18 protein-coding genes and 1 pseudogene are annotated in these 19,482 nt (G+C 66.6%); 6 read left to right on the forward strand and 13 right to left on the reverse strand.

Going from position 1 to position 19,482, the window contains the following annotated elements:
- Window positions 1-5: 5 nt before the first annotated feature.
- From OG716_RS29940 to OG716_RS29960, 5 genes are all read right to left on the reverse strand, one after another.
- On the reverse strand, window positions 6-434 hold the full coding sequence (locus tag OG716_RS29940) for a Fur family transcriptional regulator (protein WP_405133872.1): 429 nt from the start codon (window positions 432-434) through the stop codon (window positions 6-8).
- 88 nt (window positions 435-522) lie between these two features.
- Entirely contained in the window at window positions 523-1,506 is a 984-nt protein-coding gene (locus OG716_RS29945; RefSeq protein WP_405133873.1) for an Acg family FMN-binding oxidoreductase, read from the reverse strand.
- Window positions 1,507-1,559: 53 nt separating this feature from the next.
- Window positions 1,560-2,591 (reverse strand): tetratricopeptide repeat protein, encoded by a 1,032-nt coding sequence (locus tag OG716_RS29950; protein ID WP_405133874.1) that lies wholly within the window; start codon window positions 2,589-2,591, stop codon window positions 1,560-1,562.
- 126 nt (window positions 2,592-2,717) lie between these two features.
- A complete protein-coding gene (locus OG716_RS29955; protein WP_405133875.1) occupies window positions 2,718-3,704 on the reverse strand; it encodes a tetratricopeptide repeat protein in 987 nt (328 codons plus the stop codon).
- Entirely contained in the window at window positions 3,701-4,987 is a 1,287-nt protein-coding gene (locus OG716_RS29960) for an AAA family ATPase (RefSeq protein ID WP_405133876.1), read from the reverse strand. Before OG716_RS29960 ends, OG716_RS29955 begins: the two co-directional genes overlap by 4 nt.
- A 528-nt stretch (window positions 4,988-5,515) precedes the next feature.
- Between OG716_RS29960 and OG716_RS29965 the strand changes: the two genes are divergently transcribed.
- Entirely contained in the window at window positions 5,516-6,868 is a 1,353-nt protein-coding gene (locus OG716_RS29965; RefSeq protein WP_405133877.1) for a serine hydrolase domain-containing protein, read from the forward strand.
- 95 nt (window positions 6,869-6,963) lie between these two features.
- Here OG716_RS29965 and OG716_RS29970 read toward each other — a convergent pair whose 3' ends face one another.
- Window positions 6,964-8,202, reverse strand: coding sequence for a helix-turn-helix domain-containing protein (locus OG716_RS29970; protein WP_405133878.1), 1,239 nt, complete (start codon window positions 8,200-8,202; stop codon window positions 6,964-6,966).
- A gap of 234 nt (window positions 8,203-8,436) precedes the next feature.
- On the opposite strand from OG716_RS29970, the gene OG716_RS29975 reads away from it, so the two are divergent.
- On the forward strand, window positions 8,437-8,658 hold the full coding sequence (locus OG716_RS29975) for a hypothetical protein (protein WP_355125761.1): 222 nt from the start codon (window positions 8,437-8,439) through the stop codon (window positions 8,656-8,658).
- A 67-nt stretch (window positions 8,659-8,725) separates the two neighbouring features.
- Here the strand turns inward: OG716_RS29975 and OG716_RS29980 are convergent, their stop codons facing one another.
- From OG716_RS29980 to OG716_RS29990, 3 genes and pseudogenes are all read right to left on the reverse strand, one after another.
- Window positions 8,726-9,760 carry an aspartate-semialdehyde dehydrogenase gene (locus tag OG716_RS29980; protein ID WP_355125759.1) on the reverse strand — a complete coding sequence of 345 codons (1,035 nt, stop codon included), beginning with the start codon at window positions 9,758-9,760 and terminating at the stop codon, window positions 8,726-8,728.
- Between the two features lie 3 nt (window positions 9,761-9,763).
- Window positions 9,764-11,029, reverse strand: a complete 1,266-nt coding sequence (locus tag OG716_RS29985; RefSeq protein WP_405133879.1) for an aspartate kinase — start codon at window positions 11,027-11,029, stop codon at window positions 9,764-9,766.
- Between the two features lie 109 nt (window positions 11,030-11,138).
- Window positions 11,139-11,567, reverse strand: a pseudogene (locus OG716_RS29990) (SgcJ/EcaC family oxidoreductase); the annotation flags it as partial.
- A 101-nt stretch (window positions 11,568-11,668) separates the two neighbouring features.
- Between OG716_RS29990 and OG716_RS29995 the strand changes: the two are divergent.
- The 4 genes from OG716_RS29995 to OG716_RS30010 all read left to right on the forward strand — a co-directional run bounded on the left by OG716_RS29995 (window position 11,669) and on the right by OG716_RS30010 (window position 14,517).
- Window positions 11,669-12,130, forward strand: a complete 462-nt coding sequence (locus tag OG716_RS29995; RefSeq protein WP_405133880.1) for a MarR family winged helix-turn-helix transcriptional regulator — start codon at window positions 11,669-11,671, stop codon at window positions 12,128-12,130.
- 28 nt (window positions 12,131-12,158) lie between these two features.
- A complete protein-coding gene (locus OG716_RS30000) occupies window positions 12,159-12,353 on the forward strand; it encodes a hypothetical protein (protein ID WP_405133881.1) in 195 nt (64 codons plus the stop codon).
- A gap of 170 nt (window positions 12,354-12,523) precedes the next feature.
- A complete protein-coding gene (locus OG716_RS30005; RefSeq protein ID WP_355125751.1) occupies window positions 12,524-13,084 on the forward strand; it encodes an SRPBCC family protein in 561 nt (186 codons plus the stop codon).
- A gap of 227 nt (window positions 13,085-13,311) precedes the next feature.
- Window positions 13,312-14,517: a low temperature requirement protein A gene (locus OG716_RS30010; protein WP_405133882.1), complete on the forward strand. Its 1,206-nt coding sequence runs from the start codon at window positions 13,312-13,314 to the stop codon at window positions 14,515-14,517.
- Between the two features lie 39 nt (window positions 14,518-14,556).
- On the opposite strand, the gene OG716_RS30015 is transcribed toward OG716_RS30010, so the two are convergent.
- The 4 genes from OG716_RS30015 to OG716_RS30030 form a co-directional block, all read right to left on the reverse strand.
- The gene (locus tag OG716_RS30015) at window positions 14,557-15,339 is read right to left on the reverse strand and encodes an ion transporter (RefSeq protein ID WP_405133883.1); all 783 of its coding nucleotides are present in this window, start codon (window positions 15,337-15,339) and stop codon (window positions 14,557-14,559) included.
- A gap of 85 nt (window positions 15,340-15,424) precedes the next feature.
- Window positions 15,425-17,053, reverse strand: a complete 1,629-nt coding sequence (locus OG716_RS30020) for a GMC oxidoreductase (RefSeq protein WP_405133884.1) — start codon at window positions 17,051-17,053, stop codon at window positions 15,425-15,427.
- Window positions 17,054-17,448: 395 nt separating this feature from the next.
- A complete protein-coding gene (locus OG716_RS30025) occupies window positions 17,449-18,159 on the reverse strand; it encodes a glutamine amidotransferase (protein WP_355125743.1) in 711 nt (236 codons plus the stop codon).
- Window positions 18,156-19,403 carry a MurT ligase domain-containing protein gene (locus tag OG716_RS30030; RefSeq protein WP_355125741.1) on the reverse strand — a complete coding sequence of 416 codons (1,248 nt, stop codon included), beginning with the start codon at window positions 19,401-19,403 and terminating at the stop codon, window positions 18,156-18,158. The genes OG716_RS30025 and OG716_RS30030 overlap by 4 nt, the downstream gene beginning before the upstream one ends.
- Window positions 19,404-19,482 lie beyond the last annotated feature (79 nt).

The following is a 19,482-nucleotide window of genomic DNA, read 5'->3' on the forward strand; positions in this document are numbered from 1 at the left end:
AGGTGTTAGGACGACTGTGGGCCACATTCGGGGCACAGCCCCCAGAACACGACCTCGGCTTCATCAATGGTGAAACCGTGGGCTCGATCGGGTTCCAGACAGGGCGCCGCGCCGGCGACACAGTCGATATCGACGACTGTCCCGCACTTCCTGCACACCAGATGGTGGTGGTTGTCCCCGGTGCGCGCCTCGTACAGCGCCGGTGAGCCCGCGGGCTCGATCCGCCGCAGCAGTCCGGCGCCCACACAGGCCTTCAACACGTCGTACACGGCCTGGGTGGAGACCGATCCGAGCGTCTCCCGCACCTTCGCAGCCACCCCGTCGGTATCGGAATGCGAGGCCAAGGCGACCGCATCCAGTACCGCGACCCGGGGAGCGGTGACCCGCAGGCCCACTGCCCGCAGCCGCTCCCGAGCGTCATAACCGGAGTGCATGTGCTCCACACTGCCCCCGTTTCTGGAATAAGTCAAGAAAAGGCGCGGGTACCGGTGGAGGGTTCGGCGGGTGTAGATGAAAGGTTCGTCAGTAGGCCGCGGTGTAGCCGTCGATCACATCGGCGGGCTCGCGGCGCGGGGCCAGCGGGAGCGGCGCGGCGGTCGGCGAGGGCCAGCCCAGGCGCACGAGGGATTGCGGATACGCGCAGTCGAAAAGCACCTCGGCACGGATGGCGGCGCGCAGATCCGGCATTTCGATCGGCTCGGTCTGCAGGCAGGTGGACAGGCCGAGTTCCGTCGCGGTCAGCAGCAGCGCGCTGGCCGCTTCACCGGCGCGCAGTTGGGCGCGGCGGTCGTCGGCGGGGGTGCACAGGACCAGCCACTCCGAGGCGTCCGGGGCCGGGGCCGGATCGGTGAGCATGGGCTGCACGAATTTCCGCTGCCGAATCTCGCCGGAGGGCGGAATGTACGCGGAATTGCGCGCGGGGACACCGTCATTCGCACCGGTCCGGCCACTCCAGGCGGACAGTTCGCCGAGGTAGTCGAGGTCTGCGGCGTGCCGATCGGCGGCGACGCGGGTGGTGCGGGCCAGGGTCGCGCGCAGTGTGGGCGGAACCTCGCGGGCCACCGCGCCGAAGCCCGCGGCGCCGACGGCGACCTGACGCAGGTGACGGCTGTGGACCGGGCGGGAACCGTAGCGCCGCCGATCCGACTGGCGGTGCAGGACGGCGGCGGCCAGATCGATATCGGCGCCGGTGGGCCCCTGCGGGGTGACCGCGATGTGCGCGAGGTGATCCGGATCCGCCGGGTCCGGCAGATGGGTGACATCGGCGGCCATACCGTGCACGGCCAACGCCACTCGCAGATGATGCAGCGCAGCCCCGCAACTCAAGAGCAATTCACGCTGGGTGGGGTCGGACACATTCAGCTGACGGGTTCGGTCGGCGTGCAGGTCGATACCGCCTCCGGCGAGGCGCCAGCGCCACGGCTGCGTGTTGTGCACCGAGGGCGCGCGCACCGCCAGAGCGATCGCGGATTCGAATATCTCCATGTCGAGCTGTTTTTCTGCCATGGGTACAACGTTCCGTTCTTCCGAAACTCTCCATAGCGAACATACGGCAATTGTCAGGAGCTCGGTTTCGGCTGTGATATCGGCGGCACCTGAAAGGTCTGCCGGGGCCAGTTCGGAAAAGACGGGATGCGAATCTGGGATTGCAGATAATTCGACGGGAGCCGGGACGGCGTGGTGGATCGGCTCCCCGAATCATGGGCGACACCGGCCGCGGCCAGCCGGACGATGAGGAACACCAGGGCCGCGATCGCCCAGCCGTACCTGCGCCCCCGGCCCGGTTTACCGGCCGGCCGCGCCGCAACCGTGGATGACGGACCGTAGTCGCGCCCGGCCGGACGGGTGGTTTCGGCGGTCGCCCGGGCGGCAGCCGCGAGGCGATCGTCCTCTCTGGCAAGCCATTCCAGATTCTCGCGGACGGCGTCGCCGTACTCCGGATCCAATCGCGCCACCCGTCGCAATTGTTCTTCTCCCGCAGCGCGATTGCCGCGTTCCAGATCGATGAGCGCCAGCTCGTACAGCGCCTCCGCATTCTCCGGATCCAGGCGCAGTACCGCGCGAAAAGCCTCCTCGGCCAGCCGCAGCGAATCGGGCCCGCGCAGATTCCGACGCAGAATCAGCCCGCGCAACAGGTATACCCCCACATTGTCGGGATCGACCTCCAGCGCCGCGGCCAGCTTCTGCAGGGCCGCCACCGGCTCCTCGTCCCGCAGCGTGGCAGCGAGAATGCGCAGATTGTCGGCATTTTCGGGGTCGATCTCCACTGCCCGCCATGCCGCAGCCACCGCGGCGGCCCGATGCTCACGCACCACCACCGGCCCCAAGCTCGCGTCCCGCGCCAAGGCCAGCTCCGCCAGCGCCCGCACCCGCCAGACGAAGGTGTCCTCCGGAGTCCGCCGCAGCGCCGCCGCACTGAACTCCAGCGCCCGCCCGTACTCCCGCAGCCGAAACGCCACCTCGGCCATATCCGCAAGCGCCACCGCGTTTTCCGGATCCCCGGCCAGCACCTCCCCCAGCAGCTCCCGCGCCCCCGCGAACCGGCCCAATTCCATCAAAACGCGAGCCTTCGCAATTCTGCTGCCGTCCATCCCCCGAAAACCTTTCCACGAGCAAAACCTCGATCGTTCAGCCGTTACCACAATGGTCATCGCGGTCTACCGGCGTCTATCCCCCAAAAATCTCACGGAACGAATAATGCGGCGGTACACCTGAATTCAGGGATGCGCCGAAGGCGGGGCCGGCTCGGGCGGCAGTGTGAACCAGGGGCTGCCGAGCGTCGGCCACGGGTCGAATGTGGGCATGAACGTCGGGGGCGGGACGGGGGCTTCCGGGGTGGAGTCGGGGGAACAGCCTGCGGCGTACAGCAATAGGCGGATGGTGAAGAAGCCGCCGACCGTGACCGCGAAGACGGTGCGGCGCCGCGGGAGCGGGCGAGGCGGGCGGACCGGGCGATCCGGCCACGTCCGGGAGCGGCGGAGCAGCGTTGCCGCGATTCTGAACACCACGCCGCTGCGGAGCGTGGCCAGCCGCGCACGAACACTGTCGCCGCGAGACGGGTCCAATTCGGCGACGCGGAGCAGAGTGCGCCGGGCGGGGCGGACCCGGCCGGAGATCATATCGTTGAGCGCCAACTCTTCCAGGGCGTCGACATTCTCCGGGTCGATGCGAAGCGCCTCCCGCGCTGCCGCTTCCGACTGTTTCCTGGTGTCGCCGGGAGTGCGGCGCAGCATGCCCGCGTGCAGCACCCGCAGGGCCGCATTCTCGGGTGCGAGTTCGATGGCGCGGGCCAGGGCGCGCACCGCCGCATCGCGGTCCGCGGACTCCAGAACTATGGCCAGCACTCGATAATTCTGCGGTTCGTGCGGACCCAGTTGCGTAGCGCGCCGGGCCGCATCGCGTGCTTGCTCGCGCAGGGTGCGCCATTGCACGCGGTCTGTTACGCGAACGGACTCCGCCAATCCGACACTCGACAGGGCCAATACCCGCAAAGCCCACTGGGATTCCGGATTCGCGCGCAGGGCCGCCGTACTCTGCGCGACCGCCTCGCGACGATCGCGCAGGCCGAGACTCGCCACCGCCAGCAGCGTCAGCGCCTCGGCATCGTCCGGCGTCGCGGCCAGCGCCCGGGCCAGCTCCTCCCGGGCGGCCTCGAAACGGTTGAGGTCGACGAGGATTCGGGCGCGGTCGAGCTCCGCGCTCACCGCACCTTCATGCGCTTCATATAGGCGGCGAGCTCATCGTAGGTGCCGTCGTTATTGGCGAATTCGACCACATTGCGGGCGGATTCGAACCAGGCGCCGGTGCTGGGGCGGATCTGGGTGAGCGCCTGATCGATATCGGCCATGCGGACCGGGCGCACCGTGCCGGTGCGCAGCGAGTCCGCCATGGCGAGCTGGGTGGCGGAGGTGCAGACGTGCGCGAGGTCCGCGCCCGAGAAGGATTCGGTGCGCTTGGCGATGGCCTTGAGATCGATGCCCTCGATGGGGCGGTCCTTCAGATGGTGACGCAGGATCGAGACCCGGGCCTCCGGATCGGGCAGGGTCACCAGCACCATGCGGTCGAAGCGGCCGGGCCGGCGCAGCGCGACATCGATATCCCACGGATGATTGGTGGCACCGAGGATGTAGACGCCCTCGTTATTGCCGGTGGCCGAATCCATTTCGGTGAGCAGCTGATTCACCACGGTGCGCAGCCCCGCCGAACCGGACATCTGGCTGCGCTTGTAGCCGAGCGCGTCGATCTCGTCGATGAACAGCACACACGGCGCATTGCGGCGCGCAACCTCGAAGATCTGATGCAGGTTGCGTTCACTCGCACCCAAATGGATATCGAGGATCTCGGCGATCTCGATCGGATAGAAGTTCGCGCCCAGCTCCCCCGCCACCGCGGCGGCGATGAAGGTCTTGCCGCAGCCGGGCGGCCCGTACAGCAGCAGGCCACCGCGCGCGCTGGTGCCGAACGCGCGCGCCAGTTCCGGATTGCGCAGCGGGCCCAGCAGCGACAGGTCCAGCTGCTTCTTGACGTCCTCCATACCGCCCACATCGGAGAGCGCCACCTTCGGCTTCTCGAACATGCCGACATCGCCCTCGGTGACCACCAGCGGTTCGCTGTCGTCGTCCACGAAGGCCGGTTTGATAATGTCGCCGACCTCACGTTCCGCCGCATCCCAGTCGAAACCGTTGCCGCGCGCGGACTTCGGCGGATCGGCCGGTTCGACCGGCGCGGCGGCCGCGGGTTCCGCCGGCGGCGTGAGCTGCGGCGCCGCTGCCGCGCCGGCGGCCAGGGCCGCGGTGCAGCGCTGCAGGAGCGCCATGGTCGCCGCATTGCCGGGGTCCTGCCCGAGCGCGGTGGCGCAGTGCGTCAGGGCCTCGGCGTAGCGGCCGCGGTCGGCGAGCAGCTCGATCACCCGGGTGCGGAGGGGGAGCAACTCCGGATGCTGCGCGAGCACGGTCAGGAGTTCGGTGATCACCGGATCGTCGGTCAATGCTCCCCCAGACAAAGTACGGACTGTTGTGCCGAATGCTAAACGCTCACGCCGACAGCGCGCACCGCTCATTTCCCGATGAGCGGCCCCGAAAGCGCCTAGGTTACGCACGTCACAGCGGTTGCGCTGGAATAGAACCACAACCTGGTCGGTTGATCACCACTGTCGGCATCGTTAACAGCCCCGGGCCTCACCCTCCGTCGCTACGAGCGACCACCCGCCGAGAGGCGCTTGTTGGGTGTCGACGTCACTTCGCGGCAGCGCCGCGAGCGACCGCCGCCAGGCATCCCCCCGCCTGGCGGCGTTTTGCTGTTCAGGCACAGTGCTGTTCAGGCACAGCGCTGTTCATGGCACAGCGCTGTTCATGGGCACAGCGCTGTGCATGGGGGCACAGCGCTGTTCATGGGAATTGCGAATTCGCGCCACGATAACCATTTCGGCGTGTTCGCCTATGGCGCGCGGTAATTCGCCACGCGGTGAACGCGAATTCCACGCAGGTAGCCGGGCTGTGGAGCTAGCCTGAAATATATGTTTCGCAAGCGCAGGGGGTTGGCCAGCGCGGCAGCGGTGGCATTGGCGATAGGCAGCGTAGTTTTCAGTTCCAGTGTCGCACACGCGACGCCGGACCAATTGCGTTGCAATGAACCGGCCGGGCGGGAATTCGAACGCGCGGCCCCGGAACAGACGGGACTGGACAGCGCGCGGGTGGCCGACGCACTCCAGTTCGCCGCCGACCGAAATCGGTTGAATGTGCAGATTTTCCGGCACAATTGCCTGATCGGTGAAGGCCCGACGAACAACACCACCGATCGCGTCCCGTGGAATGTCTGGAGCGTCACCAAGAGTGTGGTGTCGCTACTCGCCGGAATTGCCTGGGATCAGGGCAAACTCGATATCGACGCCCCCATCGACCGCTATCTTCCCGCCGGAATCGGCGATCCGCAGCACCGGGCGATCACGGTGCGGGATCTGCTCACCGAGACCTCGGGGTTGCGCATCGGCCTGGTCACCGAGGGCATCACCGGGGTCGTCCCCATCGATCCGTTCAGTGCGGTGCAGGCGATGGGCGTCCCGTTCGACAATCCGCCGGGCACCGAATTCCAGTACAGCCAGCGCAATGTGGACGTGCTCTCCTACGTGATCGAACTGGCCGTCGGCGAACCCCTGCAGGAGTTCGCCCAGCGGGAACTCTTCGATCCCCTCGGTATTCAGCGCGGCGACTACTACTGGGCGAAGGACCGCTCCGGGCACACCTACGGATACGCGCATCTCATGATTCCCCCGGTCGATCTCGCCAGACTCGGCATGCTGACCGCCGAGCACGGCGAATGGCAGGGCAGACAGGTCGTTTCCCGCGAGTACCTGCAGAAAGCCACCACGCCCTCGGCGACCAACCAGTGCTACGGGTACCTGTTCTGGCTCGGGCCGGGCTGTGCGGAGAATCCCGAATTCCTGCCCGCCGACACCTATTCCATGTCCGGCCTCGGGCTGCAGCATGTGTTCGTCATACCCAGCCTGGATCTCATGGTGGTGTGGACCGGTGTCTTCGGCACCCACACCACGCAGGGCCTCAGCGGAATTCTGCAGTACGCGGGCGAGGTCTCGCACGAATTCTTCCGTCGCCTCTTCGCCGCATTCCAGGACACTCCGATACCGGATCCGGGTCCGTATGTGGAATCACCGCTGCGGCTGGACCCCTCCAAGTACTTCGACACCGATATCGCGCTGGCGGTCTTCGGCCTCGGCCCGGACGCCTATCCCGGCTGTAGTGTGCTGTCCTGCTTGAATACTCCGCTGGCGCCGCCGTTCAGCGATGAGCCGCCGGGCTGTCTGCTGCTGGCATGCCTCGGCTCGGATCCCCGCACTCCGGGTATCCGCTGATTCCGCACTGCTGCGCACCGGCATCCGTGGGTCCCCGAACCCACGGTGCCTGTCGGGGAGTGACGGCATTGTCACTCAATCGAACAGCGACCGACTCAAGGCGTCACGGCCGCGCGGGCCGCGAGCTCGCGCAGTTCATCGGCCGGTCGACGGCCGGCGAACTGCAGGAGATCCCGCACCACCTCCCGGGACCGATGGTCGTGATGTACCAGCTCCGGAGCCAGTCGCTCGGCATTGAGCAGCGCCTCCAATGCTTCGGCGGCCTGGCGGCGCTGCGCGTGTGCGCGGGCCACATCGACCAGGAAGCGAGCCTGCCGTTCCGGTGAGAGCACCGAGGCGTCCACGGTGCCCGCGGTATCGAGAGCCTCACCGGCATCACCCAATTCGACCGCCACCGCGACCGCGTGCACGGCCACACTGGTCGGACCGAATTCGGTGTCGAAATCATTGCGGCCCTCGCCCAGTCGCTCCGCGGCTCTGCGCGCCGCGGCCAGACCCGTGCGGGCCGCCGTCCGATTTCCGTCCGTCGCCGCGATCACCGCCAGCATGAGCTGGAGAGAACCGTAGAGCGACAACACTTCCGGACGCACCAGCTCGTTGTCGAGGACCTGTGGCGCGAGTGCCGTCACCGACACGCGAGCCGCCTGCTGCGCCTGTTCGAGCCGTTGCAGGCGCAGGAAAGCCTGTGCCATGCGATAGGTTCCGGCCACCACGCTGAGCGCGTCACCGGATTCCTCCGCCGCCGTCAGCGCTCTGTCCGCCGCGACCCAGGCCGCGTCGACCTCCTCCTGCCGGGTGAATGCGGTGGCGGCCACCTGATAGGCGCGTGACAGCAGTGTCAGCACCTCCGGCCGCTTCACGGAGGTGCTCCGCGCCGCGTGTTCGAGATCCGGGATCAATTCCAGCAGACTGCTGCCGACTTCCACGAGCCGTGACTCGTGCGCCAGCTGCCAGGCCAGATCCACTCGTTCCTGTAGTGCCGGTAACTCATCGGCCGACTCGCGATCGGCCTCGTCACCGAGTAGTTGCTCCAAGGCGGGATGCCCGGTGAGCAGTAATCGCAGTTTGTCGAAAACGGCGGATCCGGCACGATGTCCGTCACCGCGGTCGGCGGCCATCGGTTCGGCCGCCTCGGGTCTCAGGTCTCGCACTGCTACGCCGAGGACGTCGGCCAGTCGCTGGAGTACCGATAGTCTTTCGACCGGCAGTACATCCCGTTCGACCTGCGACACCCAACTTTCCGAACGCCTGATGGCGGCGCCCAGTTCTTTCTGCGATAGTCCCCGCCGCCGGCGCAACTCCGCTACCCGTGCCCCTAGGGTACTTTCGGCCACCGGGTCAAACTCCTTCTGCCTGATCGGCTTTCCCGGTCGTCACCGCCCGCTTGTTTCGCCGATGCCTACCATGCCCTTCTCCTTCCCGATGCGATCTGCGGACAAGGATTCCAGACCGGGCGAGCTTACGGCGCACAGTATGGAACATGTATTTTTCTTATTGCACCGCAATTTTTCTGTGTTTAACGTTGATCAGTGAGACGTCGCACCAAATCCGACGACAAGAGGTGCCCCATGACCATCGCACCCGAAACGCGCGAAGTTCATGTGCGCCTGCGCTTTCCGGGCGGCATGGTGCTCGACTATCGCGCCGGGAGCACAATTGCCGAACGACTCGCGGCGCATCTGCGCCCGCATGGCATTGAAGTGACTGTGGATAGTGCGACGGTCACGATCGATGGTTCCGCAGTATGCGAACTTCGGCCACTCCCCTGTGCCGAACTCTGGGAAGACTGAAAATGACAGAAAAAAATCGGGCCGCCCGATCCGAGTTGATCGAACGGCCCGATGTGCTTTGGGCTACTCAGCGGTCGGCGAGCAGAACCTCGGCGATCTGAATCGTATTGAGGGCAGCGCCCTTGCGAAGGTTGTCGCCCGAGATGAACAGCGCCAGCCCCCGGCCGTCCGGAACGCCCGGATCCTGGCGGATGCGGCCGACAAGAGAGTCGTCGATACCGGCCGCCGCGAGCGGGGTCGGCACCTCCACCAGCTGTACGCCGGGTGCGCTGGACAGCAGCTTCTTGGCGGTCTCCACCGAAATCGGCCGATCGAATTCGGCATTGATGGAGAGCGAGTGGCCGGTGAGCACCGGAACGCGCACGCAGGTGCCGCTCACCAGCAGATCGGGCAGGCCCAGAATCTTGCGCGACTCATTGCGCAGCTTCTGATCCTCGTCGGTCTCCTCGGAGCCGTCATCGACCAGCGCACCCGCGAGCGGGATCACGTCGAAGGCAATGGGAGCAACGTATTTGACCGGAGCCGGGAAGTCCACGGCGGAACCGTCGTGCACCAGCTTCTCGGCATCGCCGATCACCGCGCGCAGCTGGGAGACCAGCTCCTCGACACCGGCCAGGCCACTGCCGGAGACGGCCTGGTAGCTGGAGACGATGAGGCGGCGCAGGCCGGCCTCGTCGTGCAGCACCTTCAGCACCGGCATGGCGGCCATGGTGGTGCAGTTCGGGTTGGCGATAATGCCCTTGACCAGGTTGCGGGTCGCCTCCGGGTTCACCTCGGAGACCACCAGCGGCACCTCGGGGTCCTTGCGCCAGGCCGACGAATTGTCGATGACGGTGACCCCGGCGGCGGCGAAGCGCGGCGCCTGCACCCGGGACATGGTGGCCCCGGCCGAGAACAGCGCGATATCCAGTCCGGTCGGATCGGCGGTCTCGGTGTCCTCGACCACGATCTCGCCGCCGCGGAACGGCAGCTTCTTACCGGCCGAACGCGCGGACGCGAAGAATCGCACCTCGTCGGCCGGGAAGTTGCGCTCTTCCAGCAGCTTTCGCATGACGGCGCCGACCTGCCCGGTCGCGCCGACAACACCTACACGCACACCCATGATCTAGCGCCCCGTTCCGCCGTGTACGACTGCCACCTCGGACCCGCCCAGATCGAAGGCCCTGTGCAGCACCTGCACGGCCTCGTCCAGGTCATTGTCCTTGACCAGCACCGAGATTCGGATCTCCGAGGTGGAGATGAGATCGATATTGATGCGCGCCTCGGCGAGCGCCTCGCAGAACGTGGCGGTGACGCCCGGGTGCGACTTCATGCCCGCGCCGACCAGCGACACCTTGCCGACGTGATCGTCGTAGACCACCCGGGAGAAGCCGATCTCGCCCTGCTGCTTGCTGAGCAGTTCCACGGCGCGCGGTCCGTCCAGCTTGGGCAGGGTGAAGGTGATGTCGGTCTTGCCCGTCTCCACCTTCGAGACGTTCTGCAGCACCATGTCGATATTGATCTCGGCATCGGCAACGGCTCGGAAGACCTTGGCGGCGTAGCCCGGCTCGTCCGGAATGCCGACGACGGTCACCTTGGCTTCGCTGCGGTCGTGCGCGACGCCCGTGAGAATTGCCTGCTCCAACGGGATGTCCTCCATCGATCCGGAAATCATGGTGCCCTCTTTGTCCGTGTACGACGAGCGCACATGGACCGGCACGTTGTAGCGGCGCGCGTACTCGACGCAGCGCAGCATCAGAACTTTGGCGCCACAGGCGGCCAGCTCGAGCATTTCCTCGTAGCAAATGGTGTCGAGCTTCTGCGCGTCGGCGACAATGCGCGGATCGGCGCTGAAGACGCCGTCCACATCGGTGTAGATCTCGCAGACGTCGGCGTTCAAGGCCGCGGCCAGGGCGACGGCGGTGGTATCGGAGCCGCCACGGCCCAGCGTGGTGACGTCCTTACTGTCCTGACTGACACCCTGGAAACCCGCGACCAGCACGATGGTGCCCTCGGCGAGCGCGTTCTGCACTCTCCCCGGAGCCACATCGATGATCTTCGCGTTCCCGTGCCTGCCGGTCGTGATCACGCCGGCCTGCGAACCGGTGAACGAGCGGGCCTCCGCGCCGAGCGAGTGAATGGCCATGGCCACCAGCGAATTGGAGATGCGCTCACCCGAGGTGAGCAGCATGTCCATTTCACGTGCGGGCGGCGCGGGGGAAACCTGCTGTGCCAGATCCATCAGCTCATCGGTGGTGTCACCCATGGCCGAGCAGACCACGACCACGTCGTGGCCCTGCTTCTTGGTCTCGACAATGCGCTCGGCGACGCGACGGATGCGCTCGGCGGTGGCGACCGAGGATCCTCCGTACTTCTGTACGACGAGAGCCACTACGGAAATCCTCCAAGATCGACAATGCTGCTATCGACCCACAACATTACCGACCCAGGCCACGAGATTTCCGGCCACCTCCCGGCTGCGGCGTCCAGCAGCCCGCCAGCTAAGCCGCCTCGGCCTGCGCCGGAGCCGAATCGTGCCCGGCGATAAGGGTATTGAACAACCAGCTGTATTTCGTGTTGTGGAACGCCGCGAACGACCATTCGCCGTCGGTCCGCACCACGACATAGACGTTGACCTTGGTATTGAAACGATTGCGGCGGCGCTTGCCCTTCACGACCGCGCCCCTGCCGTGCACCACGGCCGCATCCGGCGTGACGAAGCGCAGCGAGGTGATCTCGCCGTCGGTGCGCGTCCCCTTCAGGTATTTGGCAAACAGTGGCGCATGCGAGGCCTCGATGGCCTCGCGGCCCTTCAGGTGCTGGCCGAACCACGTCACATAGTCGGCATCGGGCGCGAAGGCTGCGGCGTACGCCTGCGCGTCACCGGCCTCCCAGGCGCTGATCGTGCTGTCGAACAGGTCTCGGATGGCGGCTTCGTCGGTGCGCTGCGTGGTCGTCGTGACATATCCCTTGAATCAATCAGTAGTTGATTGAGTAAGATAATGCTCGGGTAAGACTATGCTGTCAAGCGATGACGAAGAAACAGGAGTTGGCGGCCGACCTCACCCTCGCCGCCCAGCGCAGCGCCACCGATGCGGTCATGCTGCACGGCGCCATGGCCGATCGCCTCGGCCTGCACGTGACGGACCTGCGCTGCCTCAATCTGCTGCGAATGGGCGGCGCGGCCACCGCGGGCGAACTCGCGCAGCGCACCGGGCTCACCACGGGCGCGATCACCCGGATGATCGACCGGCTATCGAAAGCCGGCTACGTGCGCCGGGAACACGATGAGCAGGACCGGCGGCGGGTGATCATTACCGCCGTCCAGGACCGCATCGACGAAATCGCCCCGCACTACGAGGTTTTGGCGCGCGAATTCGGCAAGATCACGGCCGACTACACCGAGGAGCAACTGCACCTGTTGCTCGACATCTTCAACCGGTTGCACGAGACCTCGCTGCACGTCACCGCAATCCTGCGGGAAAACGCCTGAGCGCACCCGCGAGACCATCGCCGAACCGATGAGTGACACGGTCGAGCACATCACCAGCTTCCGCACCGGCTATCTCGCACAGCTGGAACCGCGACCGGAAGCCGCTGTCTCGCGCTCGATCGGCCGATCGTCGAACGGCTCACGCTGCCGGGCATTTCACCGCGGAGCAGAGCGCCGCGTGGCGGTCGAACGCGCGATTCCCGAGGAGCGAATCACCATGTGACAGCCGTCACTAAATAGTGAAGCGGAACTTACTCACGAGTACGTTCCGATTACGTTGCCCGCCAGTGACATTCGCAAATACGGCCGAGCGGACAGGACCGATCGGTATGCGACACAGTTGACTCCGCGAGCGACGCTGGTCACAATCGGTGCCCAAGCTGGAGGGTAGGTATGCGCACTAAGACTGATCACCGCTTCATCATCGACATCGATCCCGATCAAGTGATGGAGGCGTTGCTCATGGTCGAGCAACTCCCCGACTGGTCCCCCGCACATCAGGACGTCCGCGTCGCCACTCGCGACACCCTGGGCCGCCCGAAGAAGGTGTACGTCTCGGCGAATCTGATGGGACGGCCCGACCGGCAGGTCGTGGAGTACACCTGCACCGAGGACCGGGTCGCCTGGAAGGTGTCCGAGAGCAGCGCCGGGGCCGGCGGCCAGGGCTGGTTCGACCTCGCAGAGACCGAGGACGGCTATACCGAGATCTGGTACCACACCGAGGTCTACCTGCCGATTCCCGCGCCGGGCATGCTGCTCAAGCGCAGCGCGCGCCGCGAGGGCGAGACCACCATCGAGAATTTCATCGCCTTCGTCGAGACCGTCACCGGCATCGAGGGACTCGCCGAGGCCGACGAACAGCCCTACGCCGAGCAGGCCGGCTACGAGCCCGCGCCCTACACGCCGCCACTGCACTACGGCGGCAGCTTCGAACCGGGCTTCGGGACCGCCTGATAATTCGTGCGACGCCGATGGCTGGCTTTGCTGCGTGACGCCGCTGCTCGGCTCGCATGACGCCGAACTGCTCGGCCCGTATGACACCTTGCTGCTCGGCTCCGTATGACACCGAGCTTCGTGTCACGTGACCCTGATGCCACATCGCCGCGGTAGTGATCATGCCGAGCGCGAACACGCGTCGCTGACACTGTCTTTCGCGCCCCGGACCCTGCAATATGTCCGCCATGCCCGGTGCGAAACGATCCCGAATGACCATCGTGGCCGAGGACGGCTCGGTCACTCAACTCGAATTGTTCTTCGACCTGGTGATCGTCTTCGCCTTCACCATGGTCACCGATCTCGCCGCCCATGAGACCACCGCGGTGAATCTGCTGCGGGCACTGGTCATTCTCATGCTGCTGTGGTGGATGTGGATCGGCTACTCGTGGCTCGGCAATGTGGTCAAGGCCGATGAGGGCATTGCCCGGGTCGCCATGTTCGTGGCCATGGGCGCGTCGTTCCTGATCGCGCTCACCATTCCCGAAGCGTTCCACGATCTTCCGGGCGGCTGGTACGGGCCGCTGGTCTTCGTCATCGCCTATCTGGTGGCGCGACTGATTCACCTGTGGGTGTTCTGGCTGGCCAGCGCCGAGGACGAGCAGCTGCGCGGACAGGTGGTGCGCTGGGCGAGTGGATCTCTCACCGTCGGCGGCGCACTGCTGCTGCTCGGCGCGCACTACAACGGCGGCGCACAGATCGGACTGTGGCTGGGCGCGCTCGCCTGGGACATGCTGTGGACGGCGTTCTCCGGCAACGAGTGGCGGCTCAACTCCGCCAAGCATTTCGCCGAGCGGTACGGGCTGATCATCATTATCGCGCTGGGCGAATCCATCGTCTCCATCGGCGTGGGCGTGGCCGGACTGCCCATCTCCTGGGCGATCACGCTGGGATCGATGCTGGGGCTGGCGGTTTCGGGGCTGCTGTGGTGGGCGTACTTCGATGTGGCGTCGCTGGTGGTCGAGCATGAGCTCGAGCACGCCACCGGAGAGCGGCGGGTGCAGATCGCGCGCGGTTGCTACACGTACTGGCACTTTCCGATGATCGCCGGAATCGTCGCCATGTCCCTAGGTTTGAAGAAGGTGCTCGGCTATGTGGGCGGGGCACAGGGACATTCACTGAGCGATGCGCTGTACGGCATACCGCTGTACGCCCTCTACGGCGGCGTGGTGGCCTATCTGATCGCCCTGGTGGGTTTCCGGTACTCCGCGACACACAAAGTGCTCATACCGCGTCTGGTGGCGGCTGTGGCGCTGCTGGCGCTCATCTGGCCCGCCACCGCGCTGCCGGCGCTGGGGTCACTGGGGATGCTGTGCGTGGTTTTGCTCGCGCTCATCCTCTGGGAGGTGGTGGCGTACGCGCAAAAGCGGGAGCGCATCAGGCACGGAGGCTGAGCCTCCCATCGATACGGCGAATCGTCCGAGGACCGAGAGTCACCGCGGGAGCCGGTTGTTCACCGACTCCGGCACCCGCACTCCGGCGTGTACCGCGGCGCGCATCTGATTCACGTTCTCCCGCAACGCATCAGCTACCAACTCGTCGGTCCGGGGATCAGCGAGCACCTGCAAGATGATGCGGAAGCTGGCATCGGTGATGCCGTGAATGATCTCCTCGTGGAACGGGAAGTACCGCACCCGGCCCAGCTGGGGATCGCGCTGAATGAGATCCAGCATCATCTGATTGATCTCGGTCCGGTTCTCCTCCAGCGCATTCGCGATGTTCTGGGTGTAGTGGCCGGTGCGCAGCACATCGCCGACCTCGTCCAGGACGGCGATGGTGACAGGGCGCTTGACGATATCGACGATGGTGCCGACGAACCGGTTCACCACCGCCGCCGTGACCCGGTCACCGAAGGCGCGATCGGCCACCCGGGCCACCCGGACCACGATCGCCACCACCCGCAGCAAACGGAAGCCGCGGAAGAACGGGCTGGTCACCGGGATCATGCCCAGCACCTCGTACCAGTAGATGAACGGGAACGTCCAACTCCAGCCCTCGTGCCGCCAGCGCCACAGGAACTCGATCGCGAAGATCGCGCAGATGCTGTAGTCGATGTACCGGATCGTCCGGTAGGTGTCCTCGGCCACCGGGAAGAACGTCACCCAGGTGACCAGCGCGACCGACACCACCGCCAGGGCGAGCATGAAGAGATCCGTCCACAGGGCGGGCGGCTTGTGCGGGAATTCCTCCGCCTCCGGTTCACTGACCTCGATCACGCGGACCCCTTCCTCATCGAATGGCCTCCGCCAGCGTAATTGGCCCAGCTGAAACCGCCCGGCAACACCGCAGCCCGCGGTCCAGCTATCGGCCCGCGCGAATGATCGCTTCGATATTGCGTTCCGCCAGTGCGGTGATCGTGAGCGACGGGTTCACCGTGGCCGTGCTGCCGGGGATGGCGGCGCCGTCCATGACGTAGAGACCCGGATGGCCGATCACGCGCCCGTTCGCATCGGTCGCCTGCCCGAGCACCGCGCCGCCGAGCGGGTGTGCGGTGAAGGCCGCATTGGCGTCGTAGCCGATCGGGGTGTAATCGACGATCGAGCCGGCGCGCTCGGCGATCCGGTGATCGACCGCGCGGCAGGCGCCGACGACCGCGTCCTGTGCGCCGCGCGGCCAGGACAGGCCGACCGTATCGCGGGCGGCGTCGTAGCCGAATCGGGCGCGGGTCGGATCCAGCGCGATACCGAGCGAGGCGATGGCGCCGGTATCCACCGGAATGCCTGGCACATACCAATTTTCGAGGGTCAGGGGCATACCGGATTCATCGGCGATGCGGCTGGCGCTGGGCACACCGCTGCCGACACCCGCCAGTGAGCTCTCCGCGCGGGCGAGCACCACATCACCATTGGTGCCCCAGCCGTCGCCGATGTGCTCGTTCAGCCGCGGCAGCGCGCCGGTGGCCTGGGCCCGCACCAGCAGTTCGGAGGTACCGACCGAGCCCGCGCCCAGGAATAGGCGGTCGCAGGTGAGGGTGCGGGTGGCGAGCACCTGGCCGGTGGGCGCCAGCTTGGTCACCGAGACAACGTATTTGCCATTGGCGTCCTGGGCGATGGCGTCCACCCGGTGCCCGGGGAAGATCGCCGAGCGTCCGGTGCCTTCGGCGTAGCGCAGATAGTTCTGGTTCAGATCGAACTTGGCGCCATTGGAATTGCCGAGATTGCTGCGTGCGGCGGTCGCCGAGGCACGCGAATTGCCCGCCAGTTCGGCGCGCAGCACATCCCAGTTGAAGATCGAATCATTGGCCTGCGGTTCATAACCCGCGGCCCGGACCTGCTGGTCCCATACCCGGGAGTGGGTGAACGGCACCGAGTTGTAGATATCGGGCGGCATGGTGCTCAGCCGCAGCATGTCCCGCACGCGCGGGTAGTAGACGCGGTCGAGTTCGCCGTAGTCGACGATGCCGCCGAATACCGAGTCGAACAGATGCTTCGGCGGGGCCACCATCGCGCCGGTGAAGACGATCGACCCGCCGCCGACCGCCGCACCGCGCCACACGTCGATGCCAGCGAATTCGGTGACGTCCAGGACGCCGCCGAAATCACTGAACGGCATGGGCACCTTGGTGACGCCGGTGAAGCTGGTGCGATGCCAGAAGCCGCGCCCGTCCGGCAGATCGTCGCCGGTGAAGATCTCCCGCGAGGGATCGTTCGGCCACCGCGAGCCGCGCTCCAGCACCGTGTTCTGCACCCCGGCCTCGGCCAGTCGCAGCGCCGTCACGGCCGCCCCGAAGCCGGACCCGATGACAATGGCCTCGGAGTGCTCCGGCGGATCCGCCAGTGGCGCGAAGATCTCGGGCACCCACGCCTGAAACAGTGCGTTCCACAACGGATTTGCCGACGCGACACCGGCGCCGCGCACAGCGGCACCCGATCCCGCGCCCGCCAGCAAAGCCGCCAATCCGGCAGCTTTCAACACGGCGCGCCTGCGCAAGCGGCCACCTCCCTCATCAAGTAGGCCGCGCGCGACACTACCGGCCGGTCGCCTTGACAACAACACATTCGGCAACACCAGACCGACCGGTCATGCGTGTCTGCTGTGTGTCGCGGGCGAACCGTGCTAGGCAACCACCGTCAGAAACGACGCAGCCCGTGTCGGAACGGCACAGCGCGCATACGATCTGCGCAGTTCAGACACGGGCTTTTCCGTCCAGGCGGACCTGGCCGGAGAACGACCGGGCGGGAAGTCACCCGTCATCCGGCATGCTTTTGGCCGGGATCCACCGAAAACCGTAGGAGCGCAGTCAGTGTGGATCCCGGCCAAAAGTGCGCCGGGATGACGAGGGATGGCGTCCGGGGGTGACGAGGAAAGACTTCCCAGGCGATCCGTCAGGCGCGGAGGCGCTCGCGGCGGAGTTGGTCTACTTCCGGGAGGGCAAGGGGGGGAAGGGAATCGACGCCGAGGGCGCGGGCCAGGAGGTAGTCGGCGAGTTCGGGGTTGCGGGCCAGGGCGGGGCCGTGCATGTAGGTGCCGAGGACGGAGCCCTGGACTACGCCCTCCGAGCCGTCGCCGACGCCGTTGCCCACACCCTTGGTGACGCGGGCGAGAGCGGTGGCGTCGCCGCCGAGTTTGGTTCCGCCGCGGTGGTTTTCGAAGCCGGTGAGGGGTTGGGTGAGGCCGGGGAGCAGGGGCTGGGTGGCCACCTCGCCGATGGCGCGCTTGTCCTGGGGGGAGGTGGTGACGTCGAAGAGGCCGACGCCGTCCACGCGCTCACCCGAGGAGGTTTCGTACCAGTGGCCGAGCACCTGGATGGCGGCGCAGATGGCGAGAATCGGCGCACCACGCTGGGCGGCCTGCTGCATGCCGGGGTACTTCTGCAGGTGGCGGGTGGCCAGGCGCTGCGCGGAATCCTCCGCGCCGCCGAGGGTGTAGAGGTCCAGCGAGTCGGGAACCGGGTCGGCCAGCGTGATTTCGACGATCTCGGCGTCGTGCCCGCGCATGCGCAGGCGCTGGCGCAGCACCAGCGCATTGCCGCCGTCGCCGTAGGTGCCCATGACATCCGGCAGCACCAGGCCGATGCGTACGGTCGATTCACTCATGCGCGGGCCTTCGCCTTCACTTCGAGATCGCGGTTCAGGTCACGGAATGCCGTGTAATTGGCGAGTACTTCCACCTGCCCCGGCGGACAGGATGCGATGGCGCGCAAGGGATCCGCGACCGTGGTGTGCTCCACCCCGGCGTAGGTCAGGCGCACCGCGAGATCGGTGGCGCGCTCGCCGGCGGCGACCACCTGGGTGCCCTCGAAGTGCTCGAAACGCACATCCCACAGCCAGGACAGATCCTCGCCGTCGGGCACCTGACCATTCACGGCGATCACCAAACCCGTTGCGGCAGGGTCGATCATGGACAGCGCCTCCTGCCAGCCGGCCGGATTCTTGGCCAGCAGCAGGCGTGCGGTGCGGCCGTCGACCTCGACGGTGCGATAGCGCCCCGCGATCTCGTCCACGGTCCCGGTGGCCTTCGCCGCGGCGGCGGCATCAGCGCCCATCGCCACGGCCGCGGCCACCGCCTGGGCGGCGTTGCCACGGTTGGCGCGGCCCGGAAGGGCAAGCGTGAGCGGCAATTCCAGCCCGCCGGGCCCGTACAGCGTGTGCTCGTCCACCGTCCACTGCGGCTCGGGGCGCTTGAAATCCGTTCCGGTGCTGTACCAGTGCGCGCCCTCCCACATGATGGGCTCACCACTGCGCGGGCAACTCGTGGCGTCCACCGACCAGCCGCTGCCCGCCGACACCCACACCACATTGGGATGGTCGTAGGCGATCGAGGTCACCAGCACGTCGTCGCAGTTGGCGATGAGCACGGTGTCCGGATGCCGGGCCATACCGGCGCGCAGGCGGCGTTCGATCATATTGATCTCACCGACCCGGTCCAGCTGGTCCCGGGAAAGATTGAGCAGTACGACAACGGCCGGATCCAGCGCATCGGCCACATGCGGCAGATGCAGCTCGTCCACCTCGATCGCCGCCAGCTCCGCGGTCCGATTCGCGGTGAGCGCGGCCACGATTCCGGCATCCATATTCGCGCCGTCCGCCTGCGTCGCGACCGCACCGAGCGTCTGCAGCGCGGCGGTGGTCATGCGCGTGGTGGTGGACTTGCCATTGGTGCCGGTCACCAGCACCGTGCGGCGGCCACGACCCAGCTGGGTCATGATCGTCGGGTCGATCTTCAGCGCGATCAGGCCGCCGATCATCGATCCCTTACCGCGCCCGGCCTGCTGCGAAGCCCATGAGGCCGCCGTTGCTGCGCGCAACGCCAGCTTGCCGCGTACCGAGATGTCTGCCACGCCGCGAGTTTATTGGTGCGACCCGGTTGCTGCGCAGGCGGTATCGCCAGATTCGGCGTGAGCTGCGCCGCACCCGGCG

The sequence above is a fragment of the Nocardia sp. NBC_01388 genome, from assembly GCF_045040085.1.
Taxonomy (GTDB): domain Bacteria; phylum Actinomycetota; class Actinomycetes; order Mycobacteriales; family Mycobacteriaceae; genus Nocardia.